This window comes from Virgibacillus sp. DJP39 (assembly GCF_049310925.1).
GTDB lineage: Bacteria > Bacillota > Bacilli > Bacillales > Amphibacillaceae > Virgibacillus_F.
In genome coordinates this window covers 168,450-194,372 of sequence record NZ_JBMERP010000001.1, presented here as the reverse complement: position 1 = coordinate 194,372, position 25,923 = coordinate 168,450, and the positions used below count along the sequence as shown (strand labels likewise).

Genomic DNA, 25,923 nt, shown 5'->3' with positions numbered 1-25,923 from the left:
TTCTTTATTACAAAACTAAAACCCTTGTCAGCGAGACTGACAAGGGTTGCCTAAATTTGCATTTATAGTGATGTATTAGTTTTTTAAATGCTTCAGTACAAGTTTATTAATACTCGAACCGTCTGCCTTGCCTTTTACCTTTGGCATGATCGCACTCATTACTTTACCCATCTCTTTTTTTGATGTTGCATTAACTTCTTGAATTGTGCTCTGAACAATTACTTCTAACTCTTGTTCAGATAACTGTTTGGGCATATATGCTTGTAACACATTGATTTCTACATCAAGTTTTGCTACAAGATCATCACGTCCAGCAGCCTTGAATTCGTTGAGGGAATCTTTTCGTTGCTTTAATTCTCTAGACAATACAGTTAATTCGTCATCCTCTGAGATTGTATCTTTACCTTGTTTAATGGCTTCATTCTGTAAAGATGCCTTAACCATACGGATAACTCCAAGCTTATCTTTATCTTTATCTTTCATAGCTTGTTTCATATCTGTATTTAACAGTTCTAGTAATGTCATGCTACTGCACCCTCTTTAGAATTTACGCTTTCTAGCAGCTTCTGATTTCAATTTACGCTTAACGCTTGGCTTTTCATAGTGTTCACGCTTACGATATTCTTGTAGTGTACCACTTTTTGACACACTTTTTTTAAATCGACGAAGAGCATCCTCTATAGACTCATTTTTACGAACGCGAGTTGTATTTGACATACTGATTTCCCTCCCTCCGAAGATAAAACAGGATTATTCAGGCAGGTTATGGTAAATCACTGCCAATAACAATTATAATATATTGTGGCATACTGGTCAACTAATTTTCGAATGAATTTTTAAATCATTGTTTAATAGTCAGAGGTACCTTGCTCTCCAGCTAAAATTTCTTTTCCAGCACTTGCCCCAATTCTTGTTGCACCAGCATCAATCATTGCTTGAGTGGTCTTTAAATCACGCACCCCACCAGATGCTTTAACACCTAGATCTGGTCCAACTGTTTCACGCATTAATTTAATATCCTCCACTGTAGCTCCTCCACCTGAGAAACCTGTTGAGGTCTTAACAAAGTCAGCACCAGCTGATTTTGCTAGCTTACAAGCCCTGACCTTTTCATCCTCAGTAAGAAGAGAAGTTTCAATAATCACCTTTGTTATCGCGTGACCTTTTGCTGCCAAAACAACTTCTCTAATGTCCTGCTCTACAAAGGTATCGTTGTTTGACTTTAACGCACCGACATTAATCACCATATCCACTTCGGTTGCACCATTACTTATTGCATTCTTAGTTTCAAATACCTTAGTCTTAGTTGTTGTTGCACCAAGTGGAAAACCAATTACAGTGCAAACTTTTACATTTGTGTCTTTTAACGCATTAAAACAATGCTCTACCCAATATGGATTAACACAAACTGAAGCAAATTCAAATTCTTTAGCTTCTTCTAAAATACTGTTTATTTTATCTACTGTTGTATCTGGTTTCAATTGTGTATGATCTATGTACTTTGCAAGATCCATTGTCATGATTAACGCCCTTTCCCATTAAGTTGTCCGTACCTTTCTATAATAACATAAAAACTAATGGATAGACGAATACCCGGTTATACCGGGTATTCGTTCTTAACTAATTTTAGTTGTGGCATCTACATCCATTACCCGTACAAAGGTTGCTTCATTGTAAGGATATCCTGCTTGCGTTATCTTAACACGAACAATTTTACCGATCATATCATCTGAACCAGTGAATCGAACTTTAAGATAATTGTCTGAGTAGCCTACTAACACATTTGAATCTTTCTCATCCTGTGCACGTTCCTCTGGAATTACTTCCACAACCTCATGTTCATAGTTGGAGGCATATTCTTTTGCTAATTGATTTGACAACTCAATTAATTCATGCACCCGTCTAGTTTTGATTTTATCTTCAACTTGATCTTTCATTTTTGCCGCTGGTGTCCCTGTACGCTGTGAAAAAGGGAAAATGTGTAATTCAGAATAACCGACCTTTTTAATATAGTTATATGTTTCCATAAATTCTTCTTCTGTTTCGCCAGGAAAACCAACGATAACGTCTGAAGTAATTGCTAATCCAGGTAAAGCCTTTTTAATTTTCTCTACTTTCTGGTAGTAAAATTCAGTGGTATACTTTCTGCGCATACGATCTAAGACTGTATCAGATCCTGATTGCAAAGGCACGTGTAAATGACGTACGATTTTTTCGGATTTATCAAGTACCTCAATGACTTCATCTGTAATCTGACTAGCTTCAATTGAAGAAATACGAATTCGCTTTAACCCATTCACATCTGTTTCAAGTTTTTTGAGAAGTTTTGCAAAGTTATAATCCTGCATATCCTCACCATAACCAGCAGTATGAATTCCAGTTAAAACAATTTCCTTATAACCGGCATCAACTAAACGTTGTGCTTGTACGATAACATCTTCTGGATCACGGGATCGTAATAATCCACGGGACCAAGGAATAATACAAAATGTACAAAAATTATTACATCCCTCTTGTATTTTTAGCGATGCACGCGTTCGGTCAGTAAACTCAGGTACATCCATCTCTTCAAAAACACGGTTTTTCATGATGTTTGTGACACCATTAACCGGTTCTCTAGTTTCTAAATGTTCTTCAATATACCCAATCATTTTTTTTCGATTCTGTGTTCCGACTACAACATCAACTCCAGGAATTTCCATAATCTCTCCAGGTGAAGTTTGTGCGTAACACCCTGTCACACAAATAACAGCCTCAGGATTTTTTCTGACAGCACGACGTATTGTCTGCCTACTTTTTTTGTCTCCTGTGTTAGTAACGGTACACGTATTTATTACATAAACATCTGCTTGACGATCAAAATCCACTCGCTCATAATCGCTAGCTTTAAACATATTCCAAATTCCTTCTGTTTCATAATGATTTACTTTACAACCTAATGTATGAAAGGCTACTGTTGGCAATGCTAGCACCCCAATTCTTCAAATTGATAAGAAATACTTGCTAATACATATAGTGATGCAGTTTCTGTTCTTAGAATTCTCGGCCCAATCCGAACAGATAAAAAGTTGTTTTCTTTTAATAAATCTACTTCATTGTTTGAAAAACCACCTTCTGGACCAATGCATACTATTATCTTTTGTTTTGATTTCAGCTTTGATATTACAGAAGCATAGGATACAAAGCTGTCGGTTTTTGCTTCCTCTTCATATGCAAATATTTTTACATCGTAATCCTTTGTGTCTTCTATTAATTCCTTTAAACTCATAACAGAACTAATTTGGGGAATACGATTTCGATGACTTTGTTCGCTAGCCTCTTTTGTAATTTTAGCAAAACGAGTCATCTTTTTCGAGGCCTTTTTTTGGTCCCATTTTACTACTGAGCGATCAGCAGTAAAAGGTATGAAACGTGAAGCTCCTAATTCTGTTCCTTTTTGCAAAACATACTCAAGTTTATCACCTTTAGGTAAACCTTGGGCAATTGTAACATGAATAGGTAATTCCACAGTTTCTTGTAGGAACTTAACAATAGACACTGTTACATTATCATCAATTGTAACTAACTCACCAAGCACTGCATAACCGCTAGGATGATTACATATTATTTTGTCACCTACACTACCACGCATTACTCTTATAACATGATGTGCATCGTCACCAGTAATTATAAGTCTATCTTCTTCCCAGTTTTCTTCTGGAACAAAATACCGCTGCATGTTCTACACCTACTTTTATGTTCGCTTAACGGGGGCTTTGCTTTTCTTGGCTAGCTGCTGCCCCCAGCAACTAGTGGACTTCTTTCCCTACTCTTCGATAAGTCAAGCTCAAAAGAAGGTCTCTTTTGGCTTTCCTTTATCTTGAATAGGTCACTCCACTCCATCGTTGCTTAACGGGGGCTTTCGCTTTTCTTGGCTACAATAGAGACCCAGTCTTCCATTTCGTTGACTTCTATGATTGTAAACCCATTTTGTTTTAGCTGATCTTTTACTAAATCCTTTTTCGCTTTAATAATTCCTGAAGTAATGAATATCCCATCTTCTTTTAGATTGTCCCATGCATCTTTAATAAACCGTACAATTACTTCAGCTAGTATATTAGATACTATCAAATCAGACTGTTTGTTGACATTATCCAATAAATTATTTTGTTTTACATTAATTTGCTTGTCAATTTTGTTAAGCTTTGCATTTTGCTTTGTACTCTCTATTGCTATATCATCCAGGTCATAGGCACTCACACTTTTCGCCCCCAGTAAGATAGCAGCAATACTTAGAACCCCTGAACCACAACCGACATCAATTACTTCATCATTAACATTTAAATATCTTTCAATACCTTGAATGCAGAGCACAGTTGTAGGGTGTGTTCCTGTACCGAACGCCATGCCGGGGTCTAGCTCAAGTACGATTTCATCGGAAGTTTGAGATACATAGTTTTCCCAAGTAGGGGCAATAGTTATTTTGCTGGAAATTTTAACAGGTTTATAATACTTTTTCCAGGCTGTAGCCCAATCTTCCTCATTTATTTCACTTAGAGTAATTGTATTGCTGCCAATATCAATGTCATACAACAAAAGATTGTTAATCGCTTGTTTGATTTCATTCACTGATTCTCCAAGAAAGCTATTCATTGGAAGATAAGCTTTGATATAAACTCCCTCATTTGGGTAGTCTTCTTTATCAAGTTCGTAAATTTCTCCAAATATATCTTCACGCTCTGTGATTAAATCTATAGGATCTTCAATCACAATACCACCGGCACCGGTTTCATGAAGTATATTTGAAATAGGTTCTATTGCTTCATTCGTTGTGTGTACGCAAATCTCAGACCATTTCAATAAGATTCACCCATTCCTTTAGAAAAACTGTATATTCCATTGATCATATGGAACATAGCAAAAGTTTTTCATGTGATAGAAAATATGTAAACGGTGTAAATGATACACCGCTATTCACCTTTAAATGCTTTTTTAAAACGTTGAAAGAAAGAACCTTCCTGTTCATCGGTCGACTTATTACCTTCTATATCATTAAACTCTCTCATTAATTCTTTTTGACGATCGGATAGTTTAGATGGAGTAATAATACGAACCCTTATATGCTGATCACCTTGACCATAACCACGTACGTTAGGAGCACCTTTTCCCTTTAATCGGAAAGTTTTTCCTGTTTGTGTCCCAGCAGGGATTTTTAACGATACTTTTCCATGAACTGTTGGCACTTCCATCTCATCCCCTAAAGCTGCCTGGGCAAACGATACCGGTAAATCGCAGTAGATATGATCGCCTTCACGTTCAAAGAAATCATGTGGTTTGATTTGGATAACTACGTATAAATCACCAGCTGGACCACCATTAACACCAGGTTCACCTTTTCCAGATACACGAATCTGTTGGCCTTCGTCAATTCCAGCAGGGATAGAGATATGAATCTTTTTATCCTTTTGTACTCTGCCATTTCCTCCACAAGTAGAACACTTTTCAGGAATGATTTTACCAGTTCCATTACAGTAATGACAAACTCTTTTATTAACTACCCGTCCAAATGGTGTATTCTGTTCTGTGTTTAACTGTCCAGATCCATTACAATGTGAACAGGTATTTACTTTAGTTCCAGGTTTAGCCCCTGAACCGGAACAAGTATCGCACGTTTCCTCTTTAGGAATCGTGACGTCTGTCTCTTTTCCAAAAATAGCTTCTTCAAACTCCAAATTCATAGCAAACTGTAAATCTGCACCTTGTTGTGGTGCGTTCGGATCACGGCGACGACCGCCTCCACCGAAAAACATGTCAAAAATGTCTCCAAAACCTGAGAAGTCCTGAGCTCCTCCTCCAAAGCCTTGTGATTGTGGCCCTGCATGTCCGAACTGGTCATACTGTCCTCTTTTTTGCTCGTCACTTAATACTTCGTATGCTTCTTTTGCTTCTTTAAATTTTTCCTCAGAATCAGCTTCTTTATTTACGTCTGGATGATATTTCCTGGCTAATTTTCTGTAGGACTTTTTTATTTCTTCTTTTGAAGCATCTTTGCCCACACCAAGTACATCATAATAGTCACGTTTACTCACTTGTAATTCACTCTCCCGGCATTATTGCATAAATTTTATCATACCATTCATAAGAACATAATAGCAAATAAGAAAAGAAAAGCGGAGCGGGCTTGCTCAGAGACGACAAGCATAGACAAGAGACCGTAGAGTAATGCTCTTTTTACTCGAAGTGTCTATTGACTATGACTCGAGTCTCTAGCCCGCGCAGCTAGACAGAAAAGCGGAGGTTCCTGTTCTGGGGTGACACGCATAAGCAAAGAACCGAAGAGTGCATGCTCTTGGCACTCTGAAGTGTTCATTGCTTATGTCGCGAACCCCAAGGAACCGCAGCTAGACAGAAAAGCGGAGCGGGCTTGCTCAGAGACGACAAGCATAGACAAGAGACCGTAGAGTAATACTCTTTTTACTCGTAGTGTCTATTGACTATGACTCGAGGCTCTAGCCCGCATAGCTAGACAATTTAGAAAAAAGCCAAAGCCAAGGAACTCCTGACTTTGACTTTTTTGTATCACTTATTATTTTTTATCTTTGTCTTTGTCTTCGTCGTTGACTTCTTCATAGTCAGCGTCCTCGACATCTTCTTCCTTGTTACCTTCTTGACCTTCTTCAGCCTGTGCGTCCTGCTGCATTTGCTCATACATCTTAACTGATAACTGTTGAACCTGTTCTTGAAGTGCTTCTTTTTTAGTTTTAATTTCTTCTAAGTCATCAGATTCAATAGCTGTTTTTAATTCCTCTTTTGCAGCTTCTGCTTTTTCTTTTTCTTCGTCAGAAACTTTTTCGCCTAAGTCTTTAATTGTTTTATCTGTTGTAAAGATTAGTTGATCCGCTTCATTACGTAACTCAACTTCTTCACGGCGCTTCTTATCACCTTCAGCATTTTCTTCTGCTTCTTGCACCATGCGTTCTACTTCCTCATCTGATAGACCTGAAGAAGACTTGATTGTGATAGAGTGCTCTTTATTTGTTCCCATATCCTTGGCACGAACATTAACAATACCATTCGCATCAATGTCAAATGAAACTTCAATCTGTGGAACACCACGTGGTGCTGGTGGAATATCCGTCAATTGGAAACGGCCAAGGGTCTTGTTATCAGCAGCCATTTCTCTTTCACCTTGTAGTACGTGAATGTCAACTGCTGTTTGATTATCAGCTGCTGTTGAGAATGTTTGAGAATGACTTGTTGGTATTGTTGTATTTCGTTCAATCAATTTTGTAAATACGCTTCCCATTGTTTCGATACCTAGTGATAGTGGTGTTACATCCAATAACACAACATCCTTAACATCACCTTGTAGTACCCCGGCCTGAATTGCAGCACCTAGAGCTACTACTTCATCAGGGTTTACTCCTCTAGAAGGTTCTTTACCAGTTTCGCGTTTTATTGCTTCCTGAACAGCTGGAATTCGTGTAGAACCACCCACTAGGATTACTTTATGAATATCTTTCGAAGATAAATTAGCATCCTTTAAAGCTTTACGAGTTGGAACCATAGTACGTTCTACTAAATCTGAGGATAGCTCTTCAAATTTAGCTCGTGTTAAGTTCATTTCAAGGTGTAGCGGCCCAGCATCACCGGCAGTGATAAATGGTAAAGATACTTGCGTTTGAGCAACTCCAGAAAGATCTTTCTTAGCTTTCTCAGCAGCATCTTTCAAACGTTGTGTTGCCATTTTATCTTTAGAAAGATCAATTCCATTTTCTTTCTTAAATTCAGCTACCATATGTTTTATGATTACTTCATCAAAATCATCTCCACCAAGACGGTTATCACCGGCAGTTGAAACAACTTCGAAAGTACCGTCACCAATGTCTAGAATAGAAACGTCAAAAGTACCGCCACCTAAATCATAAACTAAAATTGTTTGGTCTTGATCTTCTTTGTCGATACCGTATGCTAATGCTGCAGCAGTTGGTTCGTTAATAATACGCTCTACTTCAAGTCCAGCAATTTTACCAGCATCTTTTGTTGCTTGGCGCTCTGCATCATTAAAGTAGGCTGGTACTGTAATAACAGCCTTTTCAACTTTATCACCTAAGTAATCTTCTGCGTACGATTTAATGTGCTGTAATATGATTGCAGAAACCTCTTGTGGCGTGAATTCTTTATCATCAATTTTAACGCTGTAATCCGTACCCATATGACGCTTGATTGATTGAATCGTATTTGGATTTGTGATTGCTTGTCTTTTAGCAACCTCACCTACTTGACGTTCACCATTTTTGAATGCGACAACAGATGGTGTGGTGCGGTTCCCTTCCGGATTGGGGATTACTACCGCTTCTCCACCTTCCATTACTGAAACACATGAGTTTGTTGTTCCTAAGTCAATACCAATAATTTTTCCCATTGTTAATTTCCTCCTTCACTACTTTACCTAATCTATTATTTATTTACTTTGACCATCGCTGGTCGAATTACTCGGTCTTTAAGCATATAACCTTTTTGCATTTCCTCTACTACAGTGTTTGCTTCTGCCTCATCATCCTCAGCTTGCATTACTGCGTGATGTAAATTAGGATCAAATTCTTTTCCTACAGTCTCAATTTCTTCCACATTATGTGACTTTAGAGCATCTTTCAGCATTCTATAAACCATCGAGATTCCTTCAACAAAGCTATCCTGTGCTTCTGATACATCTACTTGAAGAGCACGCTCGAAATTATCTATAGCAGGCAACAAATCATTCACGATGTCTTGAGACTTATATTTATTTGTTGTCTCTTTTTCACGCATTGAGCGTTTTTTATAGTTATCAAACTCTGCTTGTATGCGTAACATCTTTTGATACACTTCTTCTTTTTCATTTTGTAACTTTTCTACTTCTTCTTTTAGTGTTTCCATTTTACTTTCATCTGAACCAAGGTGTTCTTCTGAATTATTAATTTCCATATCCTCTGGCTCAATATTTTCTATTACTTCTTCATCTTTTGTAACTGTATTATCTTTGTTTTGTTCATCCATGTTGGACACCTCCTATGAAAAAAATCACCATTTTAGACTATATCATTAAACCATTCTGAAATAAACTATTACCTATTACACAAATAGAAGTGATGGGTAGTTTCCATCAATGAGAACTGGATACTGGGGGTAAAACTACTCATTATTTTTGTACCACATGTACAAAGCTTCTGTCATTTCGTTAGACAATGCATGTAATAGTGTAATCACTCTTCTGTATTCCATTCTTGTTGGACCAAGCAAAGCAATTGTTCCTAGCTGGCCCTTTCCCAGGTGGTAGGAAGCAGTTATTAAGCTGCAGTCCTTTATAGCATCCACTTTATTTTCGTGGCCAATTGATACGTGAATACCTTCAGCAGATGACTTAAGCATGCTAGCCATTTCGTCTTCCTTCTCCATCATAGAGTAAAATGAACGAATCTTCTCAACGTCCTTAAATTCAGGCTGCATTAAAATATTCGTTTTACCACCAATATAAAGCTTAACAGGTTGCTCGCTAAAAAATGCTGATTTTAAATAATCATATGATTGCTCAAAATCATTCACATACATCTTCATCAATGAAACAATTTCAGTATTTAGCGTGTCATGCAAATGAACAATTGGTACACCATATAATCGATCATTTAAAATGTTAACCATTTTCTCAAGGTCTGAAGCATTCATTTCACCCGGGATTGTAAACGAACGGTGCTCGACATGTCCAGTATTCGTTATCAATATCGCAACAGCCGTGTGGTCTGATAATGTGACAATCTGCAGCTGTTTCAATTTTGTTTCGAACACTTCTGGACCTAGAATGATTGACGTGTAATTGGTTAAATCAGATAGTACCTGAGCAGATTTTTGAACAATTTGTTCAAATTCAAAAACCCCCTCCTGGATCACATGCTTCATGATATTCACTTCGTCTGGTATCCCTTCAGCAGATACTAAGTGATCTACATAAAAACGATATCCTTTTTCGGATGGTATTCTTCCAGACGATGAGTGCGTTTTTTCTAAGTACCCCATGTCTTCAAGATCAGCCATTACATTCCGTATAGTGGCAGAACTAAATGAGATATTTTCTTTTTTTGATAAAAGACGCGACCCAACTGGTTGTGCCGTCTGGATGAAATCATCAATAATGACTTGTAAAATCAATAATTGTCTTTCTGTTAACATGATGATCACCTCTGTTAGCACTCTTCATATGCGAGTGCTAATTCTACTAATAAACTATCAAATCATTAATTTTTTGTCAACGCAGATGTCTTAGATTTTCATCTTCTAACAAAAATTCTGCAAAAACTTCATTTCCGAACAAGATTCCTTCTGGAGTCAAACTAACTGCGTCCGTTTTATCATACAGCCAACCTTTTTCTACTAAATAACTTATTGAATCACTATACAGCTCTTTCATAGGTAGCGAAAACTTCTTCTGAAAGTTGGCTTTATTTACCCCATCAAGTCTGCGTAAACCTAGAAACATTTCTTCTTCAATGTTTTCTTTTAGTCCGATATCGTCAGTAGTTAATATTGGATGACCGTCTTTCATAGCTTGTTTAACATAGGCAGGGAGTGGACGAATATTTCCAGTGCGTTTGCCTGGCAAGTACCCATGAGCACCAGCACCAAACCCATAATAGTGTTCATTATTCCAATATGTCAGGTTATGTTTGCTTTCAAAACCGGATTTTGCAAAGTTGCTGATTTCGTACTGAACTTTCCCGTGTTTTTTCATTGTGTCTCGCAAAATTTTGTACATTTGTACTTCATCCTCTTGGGGAGGACGGTGTAATTTGCCTTTTTTGTGTCGTTGATAAAAAACAGTTTTTGGCTCTATCTGCAGAGAATAAGTCGAGTAATGTGGCAAATCCAACTGGACCGCTTCCTGTAACGATTTTTCAAAGCCTTCCACTGTTTGATTTGGTAGAGCATATATAAGGTCAATACTTATATTACTAATCCCATTTTTCTTTAACAAATTTACTGTCTCATAGACGTCCTTTACTTTATGCAATCTGCCAATATCTTCCAGAAGCTGGTCGTCAAATGCCTGGACACCAAGTGATACTCGATTTACACCATAGGTTTTTAATAATTTTGCTTTATCCTCATCAAAGTCACCTGGATTGGCTTCTATCGTATACTCTTCGCAATCCGCAACACTAAATTTTTCATCAATTACCTTAAATAACAACTCTAACTGATTCAAATTTAATGCAGTTGGTGTGCCTCCCCCAATGAAAATCGTTTTAACTCTATTCTTTTCACCATCGACATTCGTTTTTATCTCATTGGATAGTGCTTCCATATACTCGTCTGCCAACTTTTCATTGTAAAAAAACTTTGTGAAATCACAGTAATGACATATTTGCTGGCAAAACGGGATGTGTATATATACTGATTGTACCAATATAGTTCCCCCTTTAGAAAATCAGAAAGCAAAAGCGTGTTTTCCTAGATTGAAAAAAGAAAAGGGATAAACTCATCGAATGTGAATACATGCGACAAAGTTCACCCTTATCATGGAAGTCCAATCAATCATCAGTTATTTTCAAAACTGCCATAAACGCTTCCTGTGGCACCTCTACTGAGCCTACCATTTTCATTCGCTTTTTACCTTCTTTTTGTTTTTCAAGTAGCTTGCGTTTACGCGAAATATCTCCCCCATAACATTTGGCAAGTACGTTTTTCCTCATCGCTTTAATGTTTGATCTAGCTACAATTTTATTTCCAATCGCAGCTTGAATTGGTATTTCGAAATGTTGTCTTGGTATAATTCCTTTCAACGTATCAACAATTTGCTTACCTCTATCATATGCAAAGTCCCTATGGACAATAAATGAGAGTGCATCAATTGTCTCGGCGTTAAGTAAAATGTCCATTTTCACAAGATTTGAAGCCCTGTACCCAATAAGCTCATAATCAAAGGAAGCATAGCCTTTTGTTTGTGATTTTAACTGATCAAAAAAGTCATATACGATCTCAGATAAAGGTATATGGTACACCACGTTAACCCGAATATCATCCAGGTATTCCATGTCAATGAATTGGCCTCGCTTTTTTTGGGCAAGTTCCATTACTGTGCCAACATATTCACTTGGAACCATAATGGTTGCTTTAACAAAAGGTTCACGAATTTCATTAATTGATTGTGAATCCGGGAGTTCTGAAGGATTATCAATTTTAATAAGTTCTTGGTTAGTTTTCTCTACCTCATAGATAACACTTGGAGCAGTAGTGATTAAACCTATATTGAATTCTCGTTCAACTCTTTCTTGAACTATTTCCATGTGTAACAAGCCTAAAAATCCACAACGAAACCCAAATCCTAGCGCCTGGGAAGTTTCCGGATCATATTGCAGGGAAGAATCGTTTAATTCCAGCCGCTCTAGTGCTTCACGCAAATCATTATATTGGTTAGCATCAATTGGGTACAAACCACAAAACACCATTGGATTTAGTTTGCGATAGCCTGGCAACGCTTCATCTGCCTGGTTATCAACCAGTGTAACTGTGTCACCAACACGTGTATCACCAACATTTTTAATGGAAGCTGTTAAATACCCTACATCTCCAACCATTAATTCATTCTTTTTCAATGGTTTTGGAGTGAAGACACCGAGTTCATTGACTTCAAATTCTTTACCAGTAGCCATCATTTTAACCTTGTCGCCCATCTTTACAGATCCTTCTTTTACACAAATATAAGCGACAACACCACGGTAGGAATCATAAAGCGAATCAAATATAAGTGCTTTAAGAGGGTTTTCCGCTTTTCCTGCAGGTGCCGGTATTCTGTCTGCAATTCGTTCAAGAATAGCATCGATCCCTATTCCATCTTTTGCTGAAGCCAAAATTACATCATCAGGATCGATACCAATCACATCAACCAACTCCTGTGTTACCCGGTCAGTATCTGCATTTGGCAAGTCAATCTTATTTATTACTGGAATGATTTCTAATTCGTTATCCAATGCTAAATATACATTCGCCAGCGTTTGCGCCTCAATACCTTGGGCTGCATCCACAACTAAAATAGCTCCTTCACACGCTGCAAGGCTTCGAGACACCTCATATGTAAAATCCACATGCCCTGGGGTATCGATTAGGTTGTAAATATAATCTTCACCAGCTTCACTTATGTAATTTAATTGAACTGCATTAAGCTTTATAGTAATTCCGCGTTCACGTTCAAGGTCCATTGCATCAAGAAACTGCTCTTTCATCTCACGTTGTGTTAAAGCTTTTGTTTTTTCCAATATTCGATCCGCTAATGTCGATTTACCATGATCAATATGCGCGATAATCGAAAAATTTCGAACGTTTCTTTGTTTTTTCACCATTAGTGATGTTCACTCCTACATTTTTTACCACTTTTAAAACAAAAGTGTTAATTTTGACGTCGTATACTAGGATTGATTATAGCAACTGAAGTGAATACATTCAATTAAAATAATAAAACCTTCTTTCTTTTCGGGTAACAATTCACCAAAAAGAAAGAAGGAAATCATCATTTTCAATGGTTCTTTTCGTAAGTTTTGTTGCTCTTTAACCCTCGAAGTTGATACAAACTGCGACGTAACTGTTGTGCTGATTCCTCGTCGGGCAGTTGCTCTCATCGGAAGCTTCTGGCGCTAAGTAATCACCCGTTATCCGAGAAAATCGACCGCTGTTGCTTCGGAATCATCCGTTATCCTGAAATATCAACCGTCCTAGCCTTAGAATCACCCGTTATACAGAAATATCAACCGTCCCCTGCAGGATCTTCAGACTGTTTCTTACCTACCTTTTAGAAAACAGCCTTTTTAATAAAAGAGCTGTACAATTTGGTAAATCATTTGGACAACAACTTCATAAAAACCTTTTACAATACTTTCAAAGAAAGAAGCTGTTTTTTGTGTAAAGTGGGTCGAAGTTTGTTTATATTCACTAGACTCAGCTATTACGTGTTTATCTACCTCAGATGTTTGAATAATAGTTTCCCCTTGAGAAGCAGCAGTGCCTTTGTCGACATTGGCTGTTTCTACTTTAGGCGGGGCAATTTCAGCACGATCACGTTCAACTCCAAATAGCATTCCTGATAAAAAGAATAAGATTAACAGCAATAATACAATAATGGATTTCATGATCTATTCCTCCTTTGCCTCGGATGAAACTTTTTCAGCATCAAAATAGTATTCACTAAACACATCAGCTAAAGCATCTGCAGAACGGTACAACTCTTCTAAACTGTTGGCATAACCACCAAACTCAAATATCAATGCTTTATCTGATAAGTCTTGATTGTAAACACCGTTGACTCCAGGTCCTTCATTTATAATAACTGCCCTATTTAAACCAGGATATTTTTTTTCAATTAAAGAGTTTAGTTCTCTAGCAAATGATAAGTTTTCTTCAAATTCACTATTTTCTCCTCCAACAACAATAGCAATTCTTGCGTATTTCTTGCCGTTGATAGTTGTAGTCGTTATGCCCTTAGGTTGTGCATCTCGGTGGATGTCGAATACATATTTCAAATTTTCATTAGATGCAAACGCTTCTTGCACAGCATTCCTGGATAAATCATAGGATTGCCAATGGTCCATATCTTTTTCTTGCAGTATCTTGGTGAAATCTGTGTGACTAACAACGGCTCCAATCCCATTATCTGCAAGTGACGATGCAAATCTATCACTTACTTTAGTTACATTAACCTCGCCATGATAGGCTAAATCTGGATTATCCACCTTTGGTAAATGTGGTAAAAAAGATTCCCTGTTATGTGTGTTATAGATAAATACAACATTTTCCTCTGTTTTTACAGGCTTTTCTTCTTGATCCTTAGTTTCCTTTTCTGGATTAGCCGGCTCCTTAACAACGGCCTCCCTATCTTGTAATATGTCTTCTAGTGGTGGTGGTGATTCGATAGGAAGGTTTGTGTAGTTTGTTCCTTCACCCGCTATTACAATTCGGTTATTAAAAGCCGAGAATCCTGGTAACTCTTGACCTAACAAGCTTCTTACATCATGTGGTTTTACACTTGTTGCCAAATGAAACAATGTATTTGATAGTTTTGGGAACGTTTTATCCTTAGGAAATGCCTCTTCAAACGCTCTATTTTCCATTCCTAGTAAGTATAAAAATGTTGTACTCTCTACCTTACTCGTCCATTCAGTAAGTGTCTTAGATGAGAACCGATAGGCTGGAGCAATGCTAGTCAAGGCTCCTATCGAGACAAATAATAGAAGGATACAAAGGATGTACAACCCGCCTTTTTTATAAAAAGGTACCAATAAACGCTTTAGAGAGGTTCCTGATTTATTTTTGTGGTAGTTCATTGTTCCATCCTTTCTGAAGACAGTGACATATATAGTAAATCTATGACACGTCTTCAGAAACTAGAACAAATACTGCTCCAAAAATATTTTATTATCTAGTATATGCAGAAAAATTGGTAACATCGATTGTTTCATGAAGTGCTGCATTAATCCCTGTAGCTATTACTGTGGCCATGTCTTTCATGAATCCATCTACTTCTTTTGGCGTTACCATTAAGTTGTGACCCAGAGGTGTCAAAACCTCTTTTATTAATGATCGTTTTTCCTCTTCTGATAGATTTCCGACAATTCCTAAAAAGGTTTTTCTTTTTTCTTCATCCGGCAAATCCTCTTCATTAAATTCCTTTCCACCAAAATTCATGTTTGCTGGTGCCAACGACTTTGATGGGTTATCCTTCTCGCGCCATTCTCTTCCAAAATGTTTTAATAGGAAATCTATAGTATCACTGGTTATTGTGGCTGCATCTACGACGGTTGGAACTCCAATTGCAAAAACCGGGATTCCCAATGTATCCTCGCTTATCTCCTTACGCTTATTCCCTACACCTGATCCTGGATTGATTCCGGCATCTGATATTTGTATCGTTTCATTTACGCGCTCAATTGACCTAGAAGCTAATGCATCAATTGCAACCACAAATTCTGGTTTGAACTTCTCTACAATTCCAAATATAATATCACTCGTTTCAATCCCAGTTAGCCCCATAACACCAGGTGTCACAGCAGCTACTGAGCGATAGCCCTCTGACACGGATTGATGATCTAAATTAAATAAATGACTCGTTACCATAACTTTTTCTATTGTCATTGGTCCAAGTGCATCTGGCGTTACATTCCAATTACCCAGACCAACTATTAAACACCTTGCATTATTGGACAGATTGTTTTTCTTTAATAACGCTTCTAGTTCTTTTGCTAAAAGAGCAGCAGCGTTTTCCTGTCGTTTTGTGTCTTGCCTTTTTACACCATCTGCATATAAAGTGACATATGTTCCAGGTTTTTTATTAATTATTTTTGCTCCAGTTTCATCAACCTCTACATAAGATATCTTGACGTCTTTTTCAGTCCGTTCCGTTATCTTAATTCCTTTCATTTGGTCAACCTGGGTATCCTCCTGTTCGACGTACATATCCTTTGCTTCAATTGCCAAATCTGTCCTCATTTGAAATTCTTCATTTGAATTTTCCATGTTATATAAACCCTCCAGCATTATTTTCATTTCCATACTCTTAGACTTCACATTTAGACTCAAAATCATACAATTTCATCGATTTGAAAATAAATCTATTGAAAACAATGACCAGCTCTGATAAAATATCAATGGTTCACACAGAAATGAATCGTAAGTTTTTTGTGCTTTAAAATATATAAAATTAAATGATAAGCATAAAAGAAGCTTCTTTTAAGTCAAGATTCTTCTAAGGAGGTGAAATAATGGCTAATATTAAATCTGCAATTAAACGTGTGGGAGTTAATCAGAAAAAACATGACTTAAACCAGTCATATAAATCAGATATGCGTACACAAGTTAAGCGTGTTGAAAAATTGGTTGAAGCTAAAGATGTAGATAATGCGCAAGCAGCACTACAACAAGCTACTAAAAAAATTGATAAAGCAGTTCAAAAAGGAATTGTCCATCAAAACAATGGTGACCGTAAAAAGTCTCGCTTATCAAAAATGGTTAACGAACTAAGCGCATAATGGCGTTGAATTACACAGTAAAAAAGAATGACCAACACAAAACGATCCCATATCAGGATCGTTTTTTAGTTGGCTATTTGTCTGGTTATGAAAGATTCCTGCCCATTAACTCATGCTTAGCCGTGAAGATGAATTGGTTAAATCAAATAAAAGTAAATCAAACGCTAAGTCCTTCTCCATCTTTCCCTGTTTCATAATTGCATCAGTATTTGTGAGTTTGTCAATAAATACTGACAATTGGTTGACGGTGAATTTGCCTTCCCTTGAAATCGCGATTTTTATAACAAATGGATGAATACCCAGCTGCTTCTGCATCTGTGCCTGGCTATATCCTTTTTGCTTTAATAATTTTACACGTAACAACGTACGAAATTGGTAGGCTAAGAGTGCTACCATTGCAATTGGTTCTTCATTCATTTTCATAAGATCCCTGTAAATAGTAATCGCTTTTTGAATATCCCGATTGATTACAGCATCTACCAATTGTAAAGAAGAATTACTAAAAGAATGAGAAACAAGCATTTCTGCATCCTCTTTTGTAATAATCCCCCCTTCTCCTGCGTAGCTTGCAAACTTTTTCATCTCGTTATGTAGTAGATGCAAATTAGCTTCAAGCTCCCCTTCAATCACTTCATACGCACCAGATTCAATCTTTATATTGTGCTCATCAGCAATTGTTTTAATCCATTTTGAGAGTTCATACTCTTTGATTGGTTCACATATGACAACTGAAGTATTTTTTTTAATTGCCTTCGTTATTTTTTTCCGTTCATCTATTTTTTCATATATTGCAACAAAAATAATTGTGGAATAATCAACAGGATTTGACAAATACTGTAGTAAATGGTCAAGGTTGTGTTCAAATGGGACTTTGTTTGGTTTGGCCTTTAAAAAAGAGGGATTATTTGCTATTATTAACTTTCTTTCACCAAATAGTGGATATGTTTCTGCATCTGAAATCACTTCTTGAATCGGTGTTTCGTCTAAATCATATGTAGACAAATTTTCAACGTCACCATCAGGCAGTATTCCTTCTATTAGTAGGTTTTTTATATCTTGAATAAAAAACGATTCCGTTCCATATAGCAGATAAAATGGTGTAAATTGACCCTTATTTATTTTTTGTTTTATTTCAAGAAAAGACATTTTATTCACTCCAATTATGTATATACATAATCCTAAAGTGAAATCCATCTAATAGCAAGATATATTAGAGGGAATTTGTAAGGAAATTCCCTCATTTATATAAACGTTTGACAGATAGACCCGGTAATCTATATGCCAAACGATATTTGATTAATTATAGATTAACCAGTAAAGTAAAAAGTATAGATGTTAACTCTTACTAAAAATGGTGTAAATTAATTTATGGATTTTTTCCGGTATTTATTTTATACTATAGGATGACATAGGAGGGATAGTTATGAACGAATTTGAAAAAGATGTCCAGTCAAAAAATAATGACGTAGTGGATTCAGGCCTAGGTTTTGTCTTCTCATTTGTTTTCTTTACTGTTATATTCTTTATTGGTGTGCTAGTTAACTTCTTTGGACAGTAAAAAACTACATATAACCAAACGAAAATATTACTGATAGCAGTTTTTTTGCTGTCGTCGGAAATAAAAAGTGACTGTCAAATGTAAGCTGATTTGATGGTCTTTTTGTTTAATTGTGTCTTAGGATTTTGTTCTCCTTCAATTAGATTATGGTAAATATCCAGAGAATGTTCCTTTTTCTTTTGTGAAATGATATTGAACTGCCCCGTCCTGATCAGTTCTAAATATTTTGATTCTCTCGTCATGAAGTAGTTTTAACACATCCTTATTGGGATGACCATACGAATTATTTTCCCCTGCCGAAATCCAGGCGTATTCAGGCATGAAGTGTCTAAGAAAAGATTTGGCTGTTGACGATTTACTACCATGATGAGCAACCTTTAGTACATCAAATGATAGTTCTGGGTATGAACCCATTAATTCCAGCTCTATTTCTTTGTCAATGTCCCCCGTAAACAGCCAACCAAGACCACCTAATTTCATATGCATAACAAGTGAGTTTGCGTTTGTCTCCTTTTTATCTGTCAGAGGTGCCAATAGTTGTATGGGAAAATCATAAAAGTCAATTTCGTTTCCTGCTTTTATCCGCTGTACAATTATCCCTTTCGATTGCCACTTCTTAATTGTATTGTGTGGCAAGTTATAATACTCACTTAAAAAAACTCGATCAACTTTATAATTCTCTATCATATATGGAACACTCCCAACGTGATCCACATCTTCATGAGTAGCAAAAATCGCGTCAATCTTACTGATCCCATTAACTTTTAAAAAAGGCTCTATAACTTGTTCATAGTTTGCACTAGAAGCCTGGTTATTTTCAAATGACATTTTTGCACCTGCATCAATAAAAAACACAGCCTTACGGTATGGAAGTTCTACAATAAAACTGTCACCTTGTCCAACATCCAACATGGTTACTGTCCCGTTCGGAGAGAGAAACGGTTTGATACCAATGAAAGTAATTAATAGTACGATTAGGATTCCATTATTCATCGCTTTTTTACTTTTTTCTTTTTGAATGGCATCCATGAACAGTAAAAAGAAAACATAATAAACAACTGTTGCAAGAACTGACATCGGCCCAAGCGTATATGGGAAATATGCTACCTGATCTAAAAAATCAATCAGATAAATAAAAGTCTGATGGATTAACTTAAAAACAAAACCGAATACGCTCAATACTGCAGCAGGTAATGGAGTTAGAAGCAAAATGAGAAACATAAATGGGATGACAAAAATAGAGAAATATGGTACCACAAAAACATTCAATAAAATAGATAATGGTTGAAATGTATAGAAGTAGGCTAATTGTAATGGAATAATCATCATTTGTGCTACAAAACTAATTTGTAAGCTAATAATTAGAGGTGACGTTGTCCTAGAAATCCATTTTACAGAAAGCAGCAACCCGAGTGTTACCAAGAATGACAGTTGAAATCCGATATGGTAAGGAATATATCTATTAAATAAGATTAACAATATAAATAGAACACTTAAGACATCTGTTAGACTGTAGATCTGCTTCATTTTCCGTAGAATTATAAACACTAAAACCATCAAGCATGCTCGCCATACGGAAGGTTCCCCTCCCGCTAAAATAGCATAAAATGGCAAAATCAGAAGCATTACCCACTCCGCATTTTCTTTCGTTAATAGTGTTGACTTTATTAATAAATAATAAATTATTGTGATAATCAAACTAACATGTAATCCGGAAATTGCCAAAAGGTGGGATAAATTCCACTTTTTAAATAGTTCAACCGTCTTTTCGTCTAATTGGGAATCGTCCCCTAATACTAGAGCTGAAAGCCACTTTGCAGTATATGGATCTGTTTTTGAAAGAACAACGTTTATTAGGGATAATCGAAACTCTAGAATGGAATTCAGGTGAGATGAGCCCTCACAGGTGATGTTATCTAACGAGGATAGTTTTAGTTGATAGTTAATCCCTTTTGAAAATAAATAAGAACGATAGTTAAATTGCCCGGGATTTCTACTGCGATCTGGGAATACCATCAACCCTTTTATGTTGCAGGTGGCACCATATTTCAGTTGATTTAGCTGTACATTATCCCAATCCATATTTTCTTCTTTAAATGCTAATACAATGACTTTATGCTCAGAGGCTTGATCCTTTACGACAAACTCTATTCTCTTACTGGACATTGTCACGGGACTACTAATGGTTCCTTGAATTTGACCATTAATAGCCTCTTCATTTCCCGTTGACACAGTTTGATCAATTACAGGTATATAGAAATAAAATCCAACGTAAAATAGCAGTGACAAAAGGATTGGTCCTACACCTACCCTTTTCTGCTTATACAGATAAAACAACCATAGACACAATACGATAAAAATTGGTTTATAATTAAATGCTATTGTAAGTATACTTAAAAGAACTGATAGGGCAAATAAATGCCAATAACCTTTCATATTCGATATCCATCACCCTTTTTGAACGTTAAAAAGGCGTTTTGCTTCATCTTTGAATTCATCTAATTGACTACGGTCTAGTGATGTTCCTTCAAGTTTGTTTAATAATGTCTCTATATAAGATGCTTTTTCTACTGGATTTACGTCAATTGTATTATCTTCTAGTTCTACCTTTTTTGTGTGAACCCCTGATTGCCTAAATAGCTCAACTGCGTAAGGGTCATTTTTATAATCTGCAGCATAGTAGACTGTTTTTACACCACTTTGTATTATGGTTTTACAACAATGCAAACAAGGAAAATGGGTAACATACATCTCAGACCCCTCAGCTGGCGCACCAAATTTGGCACATTGAAGCAATGCATTTGCCTCAGCATGGACTGTTCTTACACAATGGCCATCAACGACATAACAGCCTTCTTCGATACAATGTGAGTCTCCTGAAACACTTCCATTATACCCTCCCGCTATAATACGTTTATCTCTTACGATAGTTGCCCCTACAGTCAATCTTTCACAAGTACTTCTTAATGCAAGCAAATGACTTTGTGCCATAAAATATTGATCCCATGATATTCGTTCCATCTGAATTCCACTCTCTTCTGTTTTTTTATTAGAAAACTTGGCTTATCGCCAAGCCTTATGGCGAAAGCCTTAGTTGCACTTATGCAGAAAGAAAGTTTTTATACTTTCTTTACTGCAAATAAATTATAAAATAAGTTTACATGTTGAAAATTATATTAGTCAATCCTTTACGGTAATTGAATACTGTCTTTCATATTGTCAAGTGTCTTCTTTCCAATACCTGGTACATTTAAAACATCTTCAATTGAATCAAACAACCCTACATCTTCACGATATTTAATAATTGCCTGTGCCTTAGAAGGTCCGATTCCATTCAGCTGCTCAATATCTTCCTGCTTAGCGTAATTGAGGTTGATTTTGTTATATGAAGGTGAACCTTGTGCTACTTTGGTGATTTGCTCCCCAACTTTTGGAACTAGGATAATCATTTCATCATGAACTTTTTGCGCCAGGTTTATGACAGATTGATCAGCTTTCATCGTAAATCCGCCAGCAGTGCTAATAACTGCTTCTACACGTGAACCAGTGGCCATTTCATAAACACCCGGGCTTTTTACTTCGCCCTTGACATCAACAAACACTTTTGTTGCATCATGTACTTCCTTAGGCTTAATAGTGCTGGCTGCCTGTAATGGCTTTACCCCTAAAGACTTTTCCTGGCTCGGCTTATCATTAAGTACAAATACAAATACTACTACAGCTACTCCCAACACAGCAAACAACAAATTCCTTTTCAAAAAATTAATCAATTGGGTACACGTCCTTTTTATATGAGGTGAAAAAACCGAGGATAAATAGGGGGGGGTGGAAATCAGCTTACTTTATACATAATTCGACAGCAACTGGCTAATTCCTTCTATAAAAATAAAGATCGATAAAATATTATTTTATCGATCTTTTCTCAGCAACAAAGAAAATTCTTTCTGTTTCTTCATGTACATCTTCTTCATTTAGGGAAAAATCACCATATATATTTTTAATTTGGAATCCATTTTGCTCTAAAAGTGTCTGGTAGATGCCAACAGAAAAGGTTTTTTGGTGATGATACTCTTCAAACTTTGAATAGGAATCCCCATCTGTTTTAACAAAAAAAGTAAGATCATGATTCATCTCGCCACTATCTTCTCCGGGGGAACAAAACCAGATTGAAGACAGATCCTCATCAACTGTTGCAAATGTCTGGTTTACCATATCCTGTTCTACATGGTTTAAAGAATGTATATCAAATATAAATATTCCATCGTCCTTTAACATATCCGCTACATTAGCAAAAACCAGATTTAGATCCTCTTCTGTGGTTATATAGTTTATGACATCACAATAACTAATTACAGCATCAGCTTCGATAATACCTTCTGTGTACCGTATGTCCTGATTAATCCATTGTATAGAAAGGTTTTGTTCACTTGCACGTTGCTCAGCATAACTTAACATGTCAACGGAATAGTCTACACCCACCATTTGATAACCACTTTGTGCTAACCTTGTTGTTATTTGACCAGTCCCGCAGCCTAAGTCAACTATCTGATTAACGGAGATACTAGCTTGATTTAAAATTTCCCTTGTTATTTCATCCCACTGATCGTATGGTGCAGCGTCCATGAGTTTGTCATAAAGCTTTGCCATTTGTTGATAGGCCATTTTTACTATCCTTCTTGCCCGACGCTTAATGAAATTCTTGTAGCATCTCCCCATAGACGTTCTAAGTTATAATAAGATCGCTCATCTTTATGGAAGATGTGACAAACAACATCCCCAATATCAACTAAAATCCATCTTGCCTGGTCAAAACCTTCTAAGCGTTTTACATCTATACCTTTTTCTTCTGCAGCATCCTTGATTGACCGTGCAATAGCCTGGACCTGCCTTTCATTACTTCCATGACAGATTAAAAAGTAATCTGCTATTAATGAAACTTCTCTCATATCTAAAGCAACAATATCCTCTGCTCGTTTATCATCACTTGCTTCTGCTGCTAGTTGCACAATGTCATTACTATTCATCTAATAAAAACCTCCATTTAATTGTTTTAAAAATTTAGCCGTTCAATTTTTGTAAAAAGTAATTGTAAGCATGGAATGAATCTGGATAAATCGATGCATTTTTAGATAGCAGATACTGTATCGTGTTTCGAGACACCATCCAGCACGCATGATTTAAATCCCTTGGTGCCATTTCCCTAACCTTCTCGACACCCGGAAATGACCTGCCTGGCTCTATATAATCGGCCAGAAAAATCACCATTTCAAACGTTCCAAGATTAGCTTTTCCTGTTGTATGGTAACGTATAGCACCTTTAATTTCAGGATCTGAAATTCCGAACTGTTCACCTACCACAATTGAAGCAACCGGGCCATGCCATACTTCATGGTGATAGTCCAATAGGTCGTTTGGTAATTCACTACTCAATATGAATTGTCTCATCTCTTCTAACGGTCGATACTTTGCATAATCGTGAAGTATTGCTGCAAGCTCTACTTTTTCTTTTGAAACATTATACATTCCAGCTAACTCAACTGCTGTTTCAGCGACTCGTAAGGTATGGTCGAATCGTTCTTTCGTTAATGCTGGTTGAACAATCTTAATTGCTTCATCCCTTTTCATACAATTGCTTCTCCTTTATATAGCGTATAACTTTTTCTGGCAGAAAATACTTTGTGGAAGTATTTTCTCTAATCCGATTCCTGATTTCTGTAGAAGATATCTCAACATAAGGAATATCAACTAACTCAATCGAGTAAGGAGTGTTTAGTTGTGAGCCTATCCTTTTTACCCCAACAAATGTAACCATTTTTATTAATTCCTCTATTTTGTACCATTTTGGCAGGTATTCAACCATGTCAGCCCCAATGATAAAATAGAAAGATATATCAGGGTACTTATTTTTTAACACGTTTAGTGTATCAAAGGTATATGATTTTCCTACACGATCTACTTCTATAGTATTCAATTTGAAATAAGGATTACCATCTATTGCTAAGCGTACCATCTCGACACGGTCTTGAGCGCTGATAACCGCTTTCGTTTTATGTGGAGGCTCTTGTGATGGCACAAACCATATTTCCTCAAGTTCTAGTGAAAGACGAACCTCTTCTGCAATCATTAAATGGGCAAGATGTGGAGGATCAAATGTTCCTCCTAAAATGCCTACACGTCTCATGGTATTCCCCTTTATGGCAGCTGTATTTGCTTATTTTCTACTGATTCCTTATATAACACTATATTATTACCAATAATCTGAACTAGTTCTGCTTGGGCACCCTCAACTAGTTCAGATGCAACTGTGTCTTTATCTTCCATACAATTTTGCAGGATACTCACCTTTATAAGTTCTCTTTTTTCTAACGCTTCAGATATTTGTTCTACCATATTGTCATTAACGCCTGTTTTGCCGACTTGAAATATCGGTTTTAATCGGTTCGCCTTTGACCGTAAAAATCGTTTTTGTTTTCCAGTTAACATCTAATCATCCTTCCAATTGTTCAAGCAGTTTATTTTCCATTTCATCTACTTTAACTTGCTTATTTGTCCACAACTCAAAAGCATACTGCGCTTGATACAGCAACATAGTGTGTCCGTAGTGAATTCTTGCACCAACGTTTAAAGCGTCCCTCAATAGTCTTGTTGAAACTGGCTGATAAATGATATCACTTACAATGTTCTTATTCGATAACTTATCATTAATACTGACGATGGCACTATCTTGCGTAGAATTCATCCCAATTGACGTTGTTTGCACAATCAAATCGTATTCTTCCAAGTGCTGTTCAGCTTCTTGTAACGATAATAAACTTGTTTTACTTAGCTCATATTGCAATTTTAATTCTTTTGCTTTATCCTCTGTCCTGTTTGCGATATCAATATAGTTAAATCCATTCTTTGACAATGTATAAAGTATTGCTCTGGCTGCACCTCCAGCACCAAAAATCAGTATCCTCTTGGATTTATCCTGAAGGTCAAATGGGTAAGCATTCATTAAAGATCTAAGATAACCTATCCCGTCTGTATTATATCCAATCCATTTTCCATTTGTATTAACGACTGTATTGACTGCACCAATTGCTTCAGCTTCTTTGTCGATCCCATCTAAAAATGGTATTATTTTTTGTTTATAAGGCGCAGTAATGTTAAAACCGTCCAGTTTATCCTTTCTTAGAACCTTCAGTTGCTCTGTAAAAGAATCCTGCGTATTAATTTCATATAGGCTATAGCTTCCTAGAAGCCCAGCCATATGTAAAAAATTTCCGTGAATCCAAGGTGACAATGAATGTTTGATTGGATAACCAATTAGCCCAAAACGATAGCTCACTACAATCC

General features: G+C 36.6%; 28 protein-coding genes. 2 read left to right on the top strand and 26 right to left on the bottom strand.

All coding sequences use genetic code 11. The annotated features are described in order from the left end of the window. Positions 1 to 75 precede the first annotated feature (75 nt). The 16 genes from ACOI1D_RS00955 to gpr form a co-directional block, all read right to left on the bottom strand. On the bottom strand, positions 76 to 525 hold the full coding sequence (locus ACOI1D_RS00955; RefSeq protein WP_422498421.1) for a GatB/YqeY domain-containing protein: 450 nt from the start codon (positions 523 to 525) through the stop codon (positions 76 to 78). A gap of 15 nt (positions 526 to 540) precedes the next feature. Further along, positions 541 to 717, bottom strand: coding sequence for a 30S ribosomal protein S21 (rpsU, locus tag ACOI1D_RS00950; protein WP_089532037.1), 177 nt, complete (start codon positions 715 to 717; stop codon positions 541 to 543). 131 nt (positions 718 to 848) lie between these two features. Beyond that, a complete protein-coding gene (deoC, locus tag ACOI1D_RS00945; protein ID WP_422498437.1) occupies positions 849 to 1,514 on the bottom strand; it encodes a deoxyribose-phosphate aldolase in 666 nt (221 codons plus the stop codon). 102 nt (positions 1,515 to 1,616) lie between these two features. After that, a complete protein-coding gene (gene mtaB, locus ACOI1D_RS00940) occupies positions 1,617 to 2,963 on the bottom strand; it encodes a tRNA (N(6)-L-threonylcarbamoyladenosine(37)-C(2))-methylthiotransferase MtaB (RefSeq protein WP_422498418.1) in 1,347 nt (448 codons plus the stop codon). A 2-nt stretch (positions 2,964 to 2,965) separates the two neighbouring features. Next, entirely contained in the window at positions 2,966 to 3,718 is a 753-nt protein-coding gene (locus ACOI1D_RS00935) for a 16S rRNA (uracil(1498)-N(3))-methyltransferase (RefSeq protein ID WP_422498416.1), read from the bottom strand. A 170-nt stretch (positions 3,719 to 3,888) separates the two neighbouring features. Then, on the bottom strand, positions 3,889 to 4,839 hold the full coding sequence (prmA, locus tag ACOI1D_RS00930) for a 50S ribosomal protein L11 methyltransferase (RefSeq protein ID WP_422498413.1): 951 nt from the start codon (positions 4,837 to 4,839) through the stop codon (positions 3,889 to 3,891). Positions 4,840 to 4,949: 110 nt separating this feature from the next. Beyond that, positions 4,950 to 6,068 carry a molecular chaperone DnaJ gene (gene dnaJ / locus ACOI1D_RS00925; RefSeq protein WP_422498411.1) on the bottom strand — a complete coding sequence of 373 codons (1,119 nt, stop codon included), beginning with the start codon at positions 6,066 to 6,068 and terminating at the stop codon, positions 4,950 to 4,952. Between the two features lie 497 nt (positions 6,069 to 6,565). Further along, a complete protein-coding gene (gene dnaK, locus ACOI1D_RS00920) occupies positions 6,566 to 8,404 on the bottom strand; it encodes a molecular chaperone DnaK (protein WP_422498409.1) in 1,839 nt (612 codons plus the stop codon). 35 nt (positions 8,405 to 8,439) lie between these two features. Further along, the gene (grpE, locus tag ACOI1D_RS00915; RefSeq protein ID WP_422498407.1) at positions 8,440 to 9,018 is read right to left on the bottom strand and encodes a nucleotide exchange factor GrpE; all 579 of its coding nucleotides are present in this window, start codon (positions 9,016 to 9,018) and stop codon (positions 8,440 to 8,442) included. A 135-nt stretch (positions 9,019 to 9,153) separates the two neighbouring features. Next, positions 9,154 to 10,185, bottom strand: coding sequence for a heat-inducible transcriptional repressor HrcA (gene hrcA, locus ACOI1D_RS00910; RefSeq protein WP_422498404.1), 1,032 nt, complete (start codon positions 10,183 to 10,185; stop codon positions 9,154 to 9,156). A 76-nt stretch (positions 10,186 to 10,261) separates the two neighbouring features. Further along, positions 10,262 to 11,422, bottom strand: a complete 1,161-nt coding sequence (hemW, locus tag ACOI1D_RS00905) for a radical SAM family heme chaperone HemW (protein ID WP_422498435.1) — start codon at positions 11,420 to 11,422, stop codon at positions 10,262 to 10,264. Between the two features lie 121 nt (positions 11,423 to 11,543). Then, entirely contained in the window at positions 11,544 to 13,352 is a 1,809-nt protein-coding gene (gene lepA, locus ACOI1D_RS00900) for a translation elongation factor 4 (protein WP_422498402.1), read from the bottom strand. A gap of 66 nt (positions 13,353 to 13,418) precedes the next feature. Next, entirely contained in the window at positions 13,419 to 13,628 is a 210-nt protein-coding gene (locus ACOI1D_RS00895) for a hypothetical protein (protein ID WP_422498400.1), read from the bottom strand. Between the two features lie 186 nt (positions 13,629 to 13,814). Next, complete coding sequence (locus ACOI1D_RS00890; protein WP_422498398.1) at positions 13,815 to 14,135, bottom strand: hypothetical protein; 321 nt, start codon at positions 14,133 to 14,135, stop codon at positions 13,815 to 13,817. 3 nt (positions 14,136 to 14,138) lie between these two features. After that, positions 14,139 to 15,326: a stage II sporulation protein P gene (gene spoIIP / locus ACOI1D_RS00885; RefSeq protein ID WP_422498396.1), complete on the bottom strand. Its 1,188-nt coding sequence runs from the start codon at positions 15,324 to 15,326 to the stop codon at positions 14,139 to 14,141. Between the two features lie 91 nt (positions 15,327 to 15,417). Then, positions 15,418 to 16,515, bottom strand: a complete 1,098-nt coding sequence (gene gpr / locus ACOI1D_RS00880; protein ID WP_422498394.1) for a GPR endopeptidase — start codon at positions 16,513 to 16,515, stop codon at positions 15,418 to 15,420. Between the two features lie 245 nt (positions 16,516 to 16,760). Here gpr and rpsT point away from each other — a divergent pair, with 245 nt between their 5' ends. Further along, positions 16,761 to 17,027, top strand: coding sequence for a 30S ribosomal protein S20 (rpsT, locus tag ACOI1D_RS00875; protein WP_422498392.1), 267 nt, complete (start codon positions 16,761 to 16,763; stop codon positions 17,025 to 17,027). Between the two features lie 105 nt (positions 17,028 to 17,132). Here rpsT and holA read toward each other — a convergent pair whose 3' ends face one another. Next, the gene (holA, locus tag ACOI1D_RS00870) at positions 17,133 to 18,173 is read right to left on the bottom strand and encodes a DNA polymerase III subunit delta (RefSeq protein ID WP_422498390.1); all 1,041 of its coding nucleotides are present in this window, start codon (positions 18,171 to 18,173) and stop codon (positions 17,133 to 17,135) included. Between the two features lie 277 nt (positions 18,174 to 18,450). Here holA and ACOI1D_RS00865 point away from each other — a divergent pair, with 277 nt between their 5' ends. After that, positions 18,451 to 18,585, top strand: coding sequence for a YqzM family protein (locus tag ACOI1D_RS00865; protein ID WP_422498388.1), 135 nt, complete (start codon positions 18,451 to 18,453; stop codon positions 18,583 to 18,585). Between the two features lie 144 nt (positions 18,586 to 18,729). Here ACOI1D_RS00865 and ACOI1D_RS00860 read toward each other — a convergent pair whose 3' ends face one another. The 9 genes from ACOI1D_RS00860 to aroE all read right to left on the bottom strand — a co-directional run bounded on the left by ACOI1D_RS00860 (position 18,730) and on the right by aroE (position 25,915). Continuing rightward, positions 18,730 to 21,021 carry a DNA internalization-related competence protein ComEC/Rec2 gene (locus ACOI1D_RS00860; protein WP_422498386.1) on the bottom strand — a complete coding sequence of 764 codons (2,292 nt, stop codon included), beginning with the start codon at positions 21,019 to 21,021 and terminating at the stop codon, positions 18,730 to 18,732. Between the two features lie 12 nt (positions 21,022 to 21,033). Further along, entirely contained in the window at positions 21,034 to 21,606 is a 573-nt protein-coding gene (locus ACOI1D_RS00855) for a ComE operon protein 2 (RefSeq protein ID WP_422498385.1), read from the bottom strand. A gap of 167 nt (positions 21,607 to 21,773) precedes the next feature. After that, the gene (locus ACOI1D_RS00850) at positions 21,774 to 22,355 is read right to left on the bottom strand and encodes a helix-hairpin-helix domain-containing protein (RefSeq protein ID WP_422498383.1); all 582 of its coding nucleotides are present in this window, start codon (positions 22,353 to 22,355) and stop codon (positions 21,774 to 21,776) included. A gap of 133 nt (positions 22,356 to 22,488) precedes the next feature. Continuing rightward, entirely contained in the window at positions 22,489 to 23,247 is a 759-nt protein-coding gene (locus ACOI1D_RS00845; protein WP_422498381.1) for a class I SAM-dependent DNA methyltransferase, read from the bottom strand. A 5-nt stretch (positions 23,248 to 23,252) separates the two neighbouring features. Further along, on the bottom strand, positions 23,253 to 23,609 hold the full coding sequence (rsfS, locus tag ACOI1D_RS00840; protein ID WP_422498379.1) for a ribosome silencing factor: 357 nt from the start codon (positions 23,607 to 23,609) through the stop codon (positions 23,253 to 23,255). A 34-nt stretch (positions 23,610 to 23,643) separates the two neighbouring features. Continuing rightward, positions 23,644 to 24,210 (bottom strand): bis(5'-nucleosyl)-tetraphosphatase (symmetrical) YqeK, encoded by a 567-nt coding sequence (gene yqeK / locus ACOI1D_RS00835; protein WP_422498377.1) that lies wholly within the window; start codon positions 24,208 to 24,210, stop codon positions 23,644 to 23,646. After that, positions 24,197 to 24,766, bottom strand: a complete 570-nt coding sequence (locus tag ACOI1D_RS00830; protein ID WP_422498376.1) for a nicotinate-nucleotide adenylyltransferase — start codon at positions 24,764 to 24,766, stop codon at positions 24,197 to 24,199. The genes yqeK and ACOI1D_RS00830 overlap by 14 nt, the downstream gene beginning before the upstream one ends. An 11-nt stretch (positions 24,767 to 24,777) precedes the next feature. Beyond that, positions 24,778 to 25,068, bottom strand: coding sequence for a ribosome assembly RNA-binding protein YhbY (yhbY, locus tag ACOI1D_RS00825; protein WP_422498375.1), 291 nt, complete (start codon positions 25,066 to 25,068; stop codon positions 24,778 to 24,780). Positions 25,069 to 25,072: 4 nt separating this feature from the next. After that, on the bottom strand, positions 25,073 to 25,915 hold the full coding sequence (gene aroE, locus ACOI1D_RS00820) for a shikimate dehydrogenase (protein WP_422498374.1): 843 nt from the start codon (positions 25,913 to 25,915) through the stop codon (positions 25,073 to 25,075). Between the last annotated feature and the right edge of the window lie 8 nt (positions 25,916 to 25,923).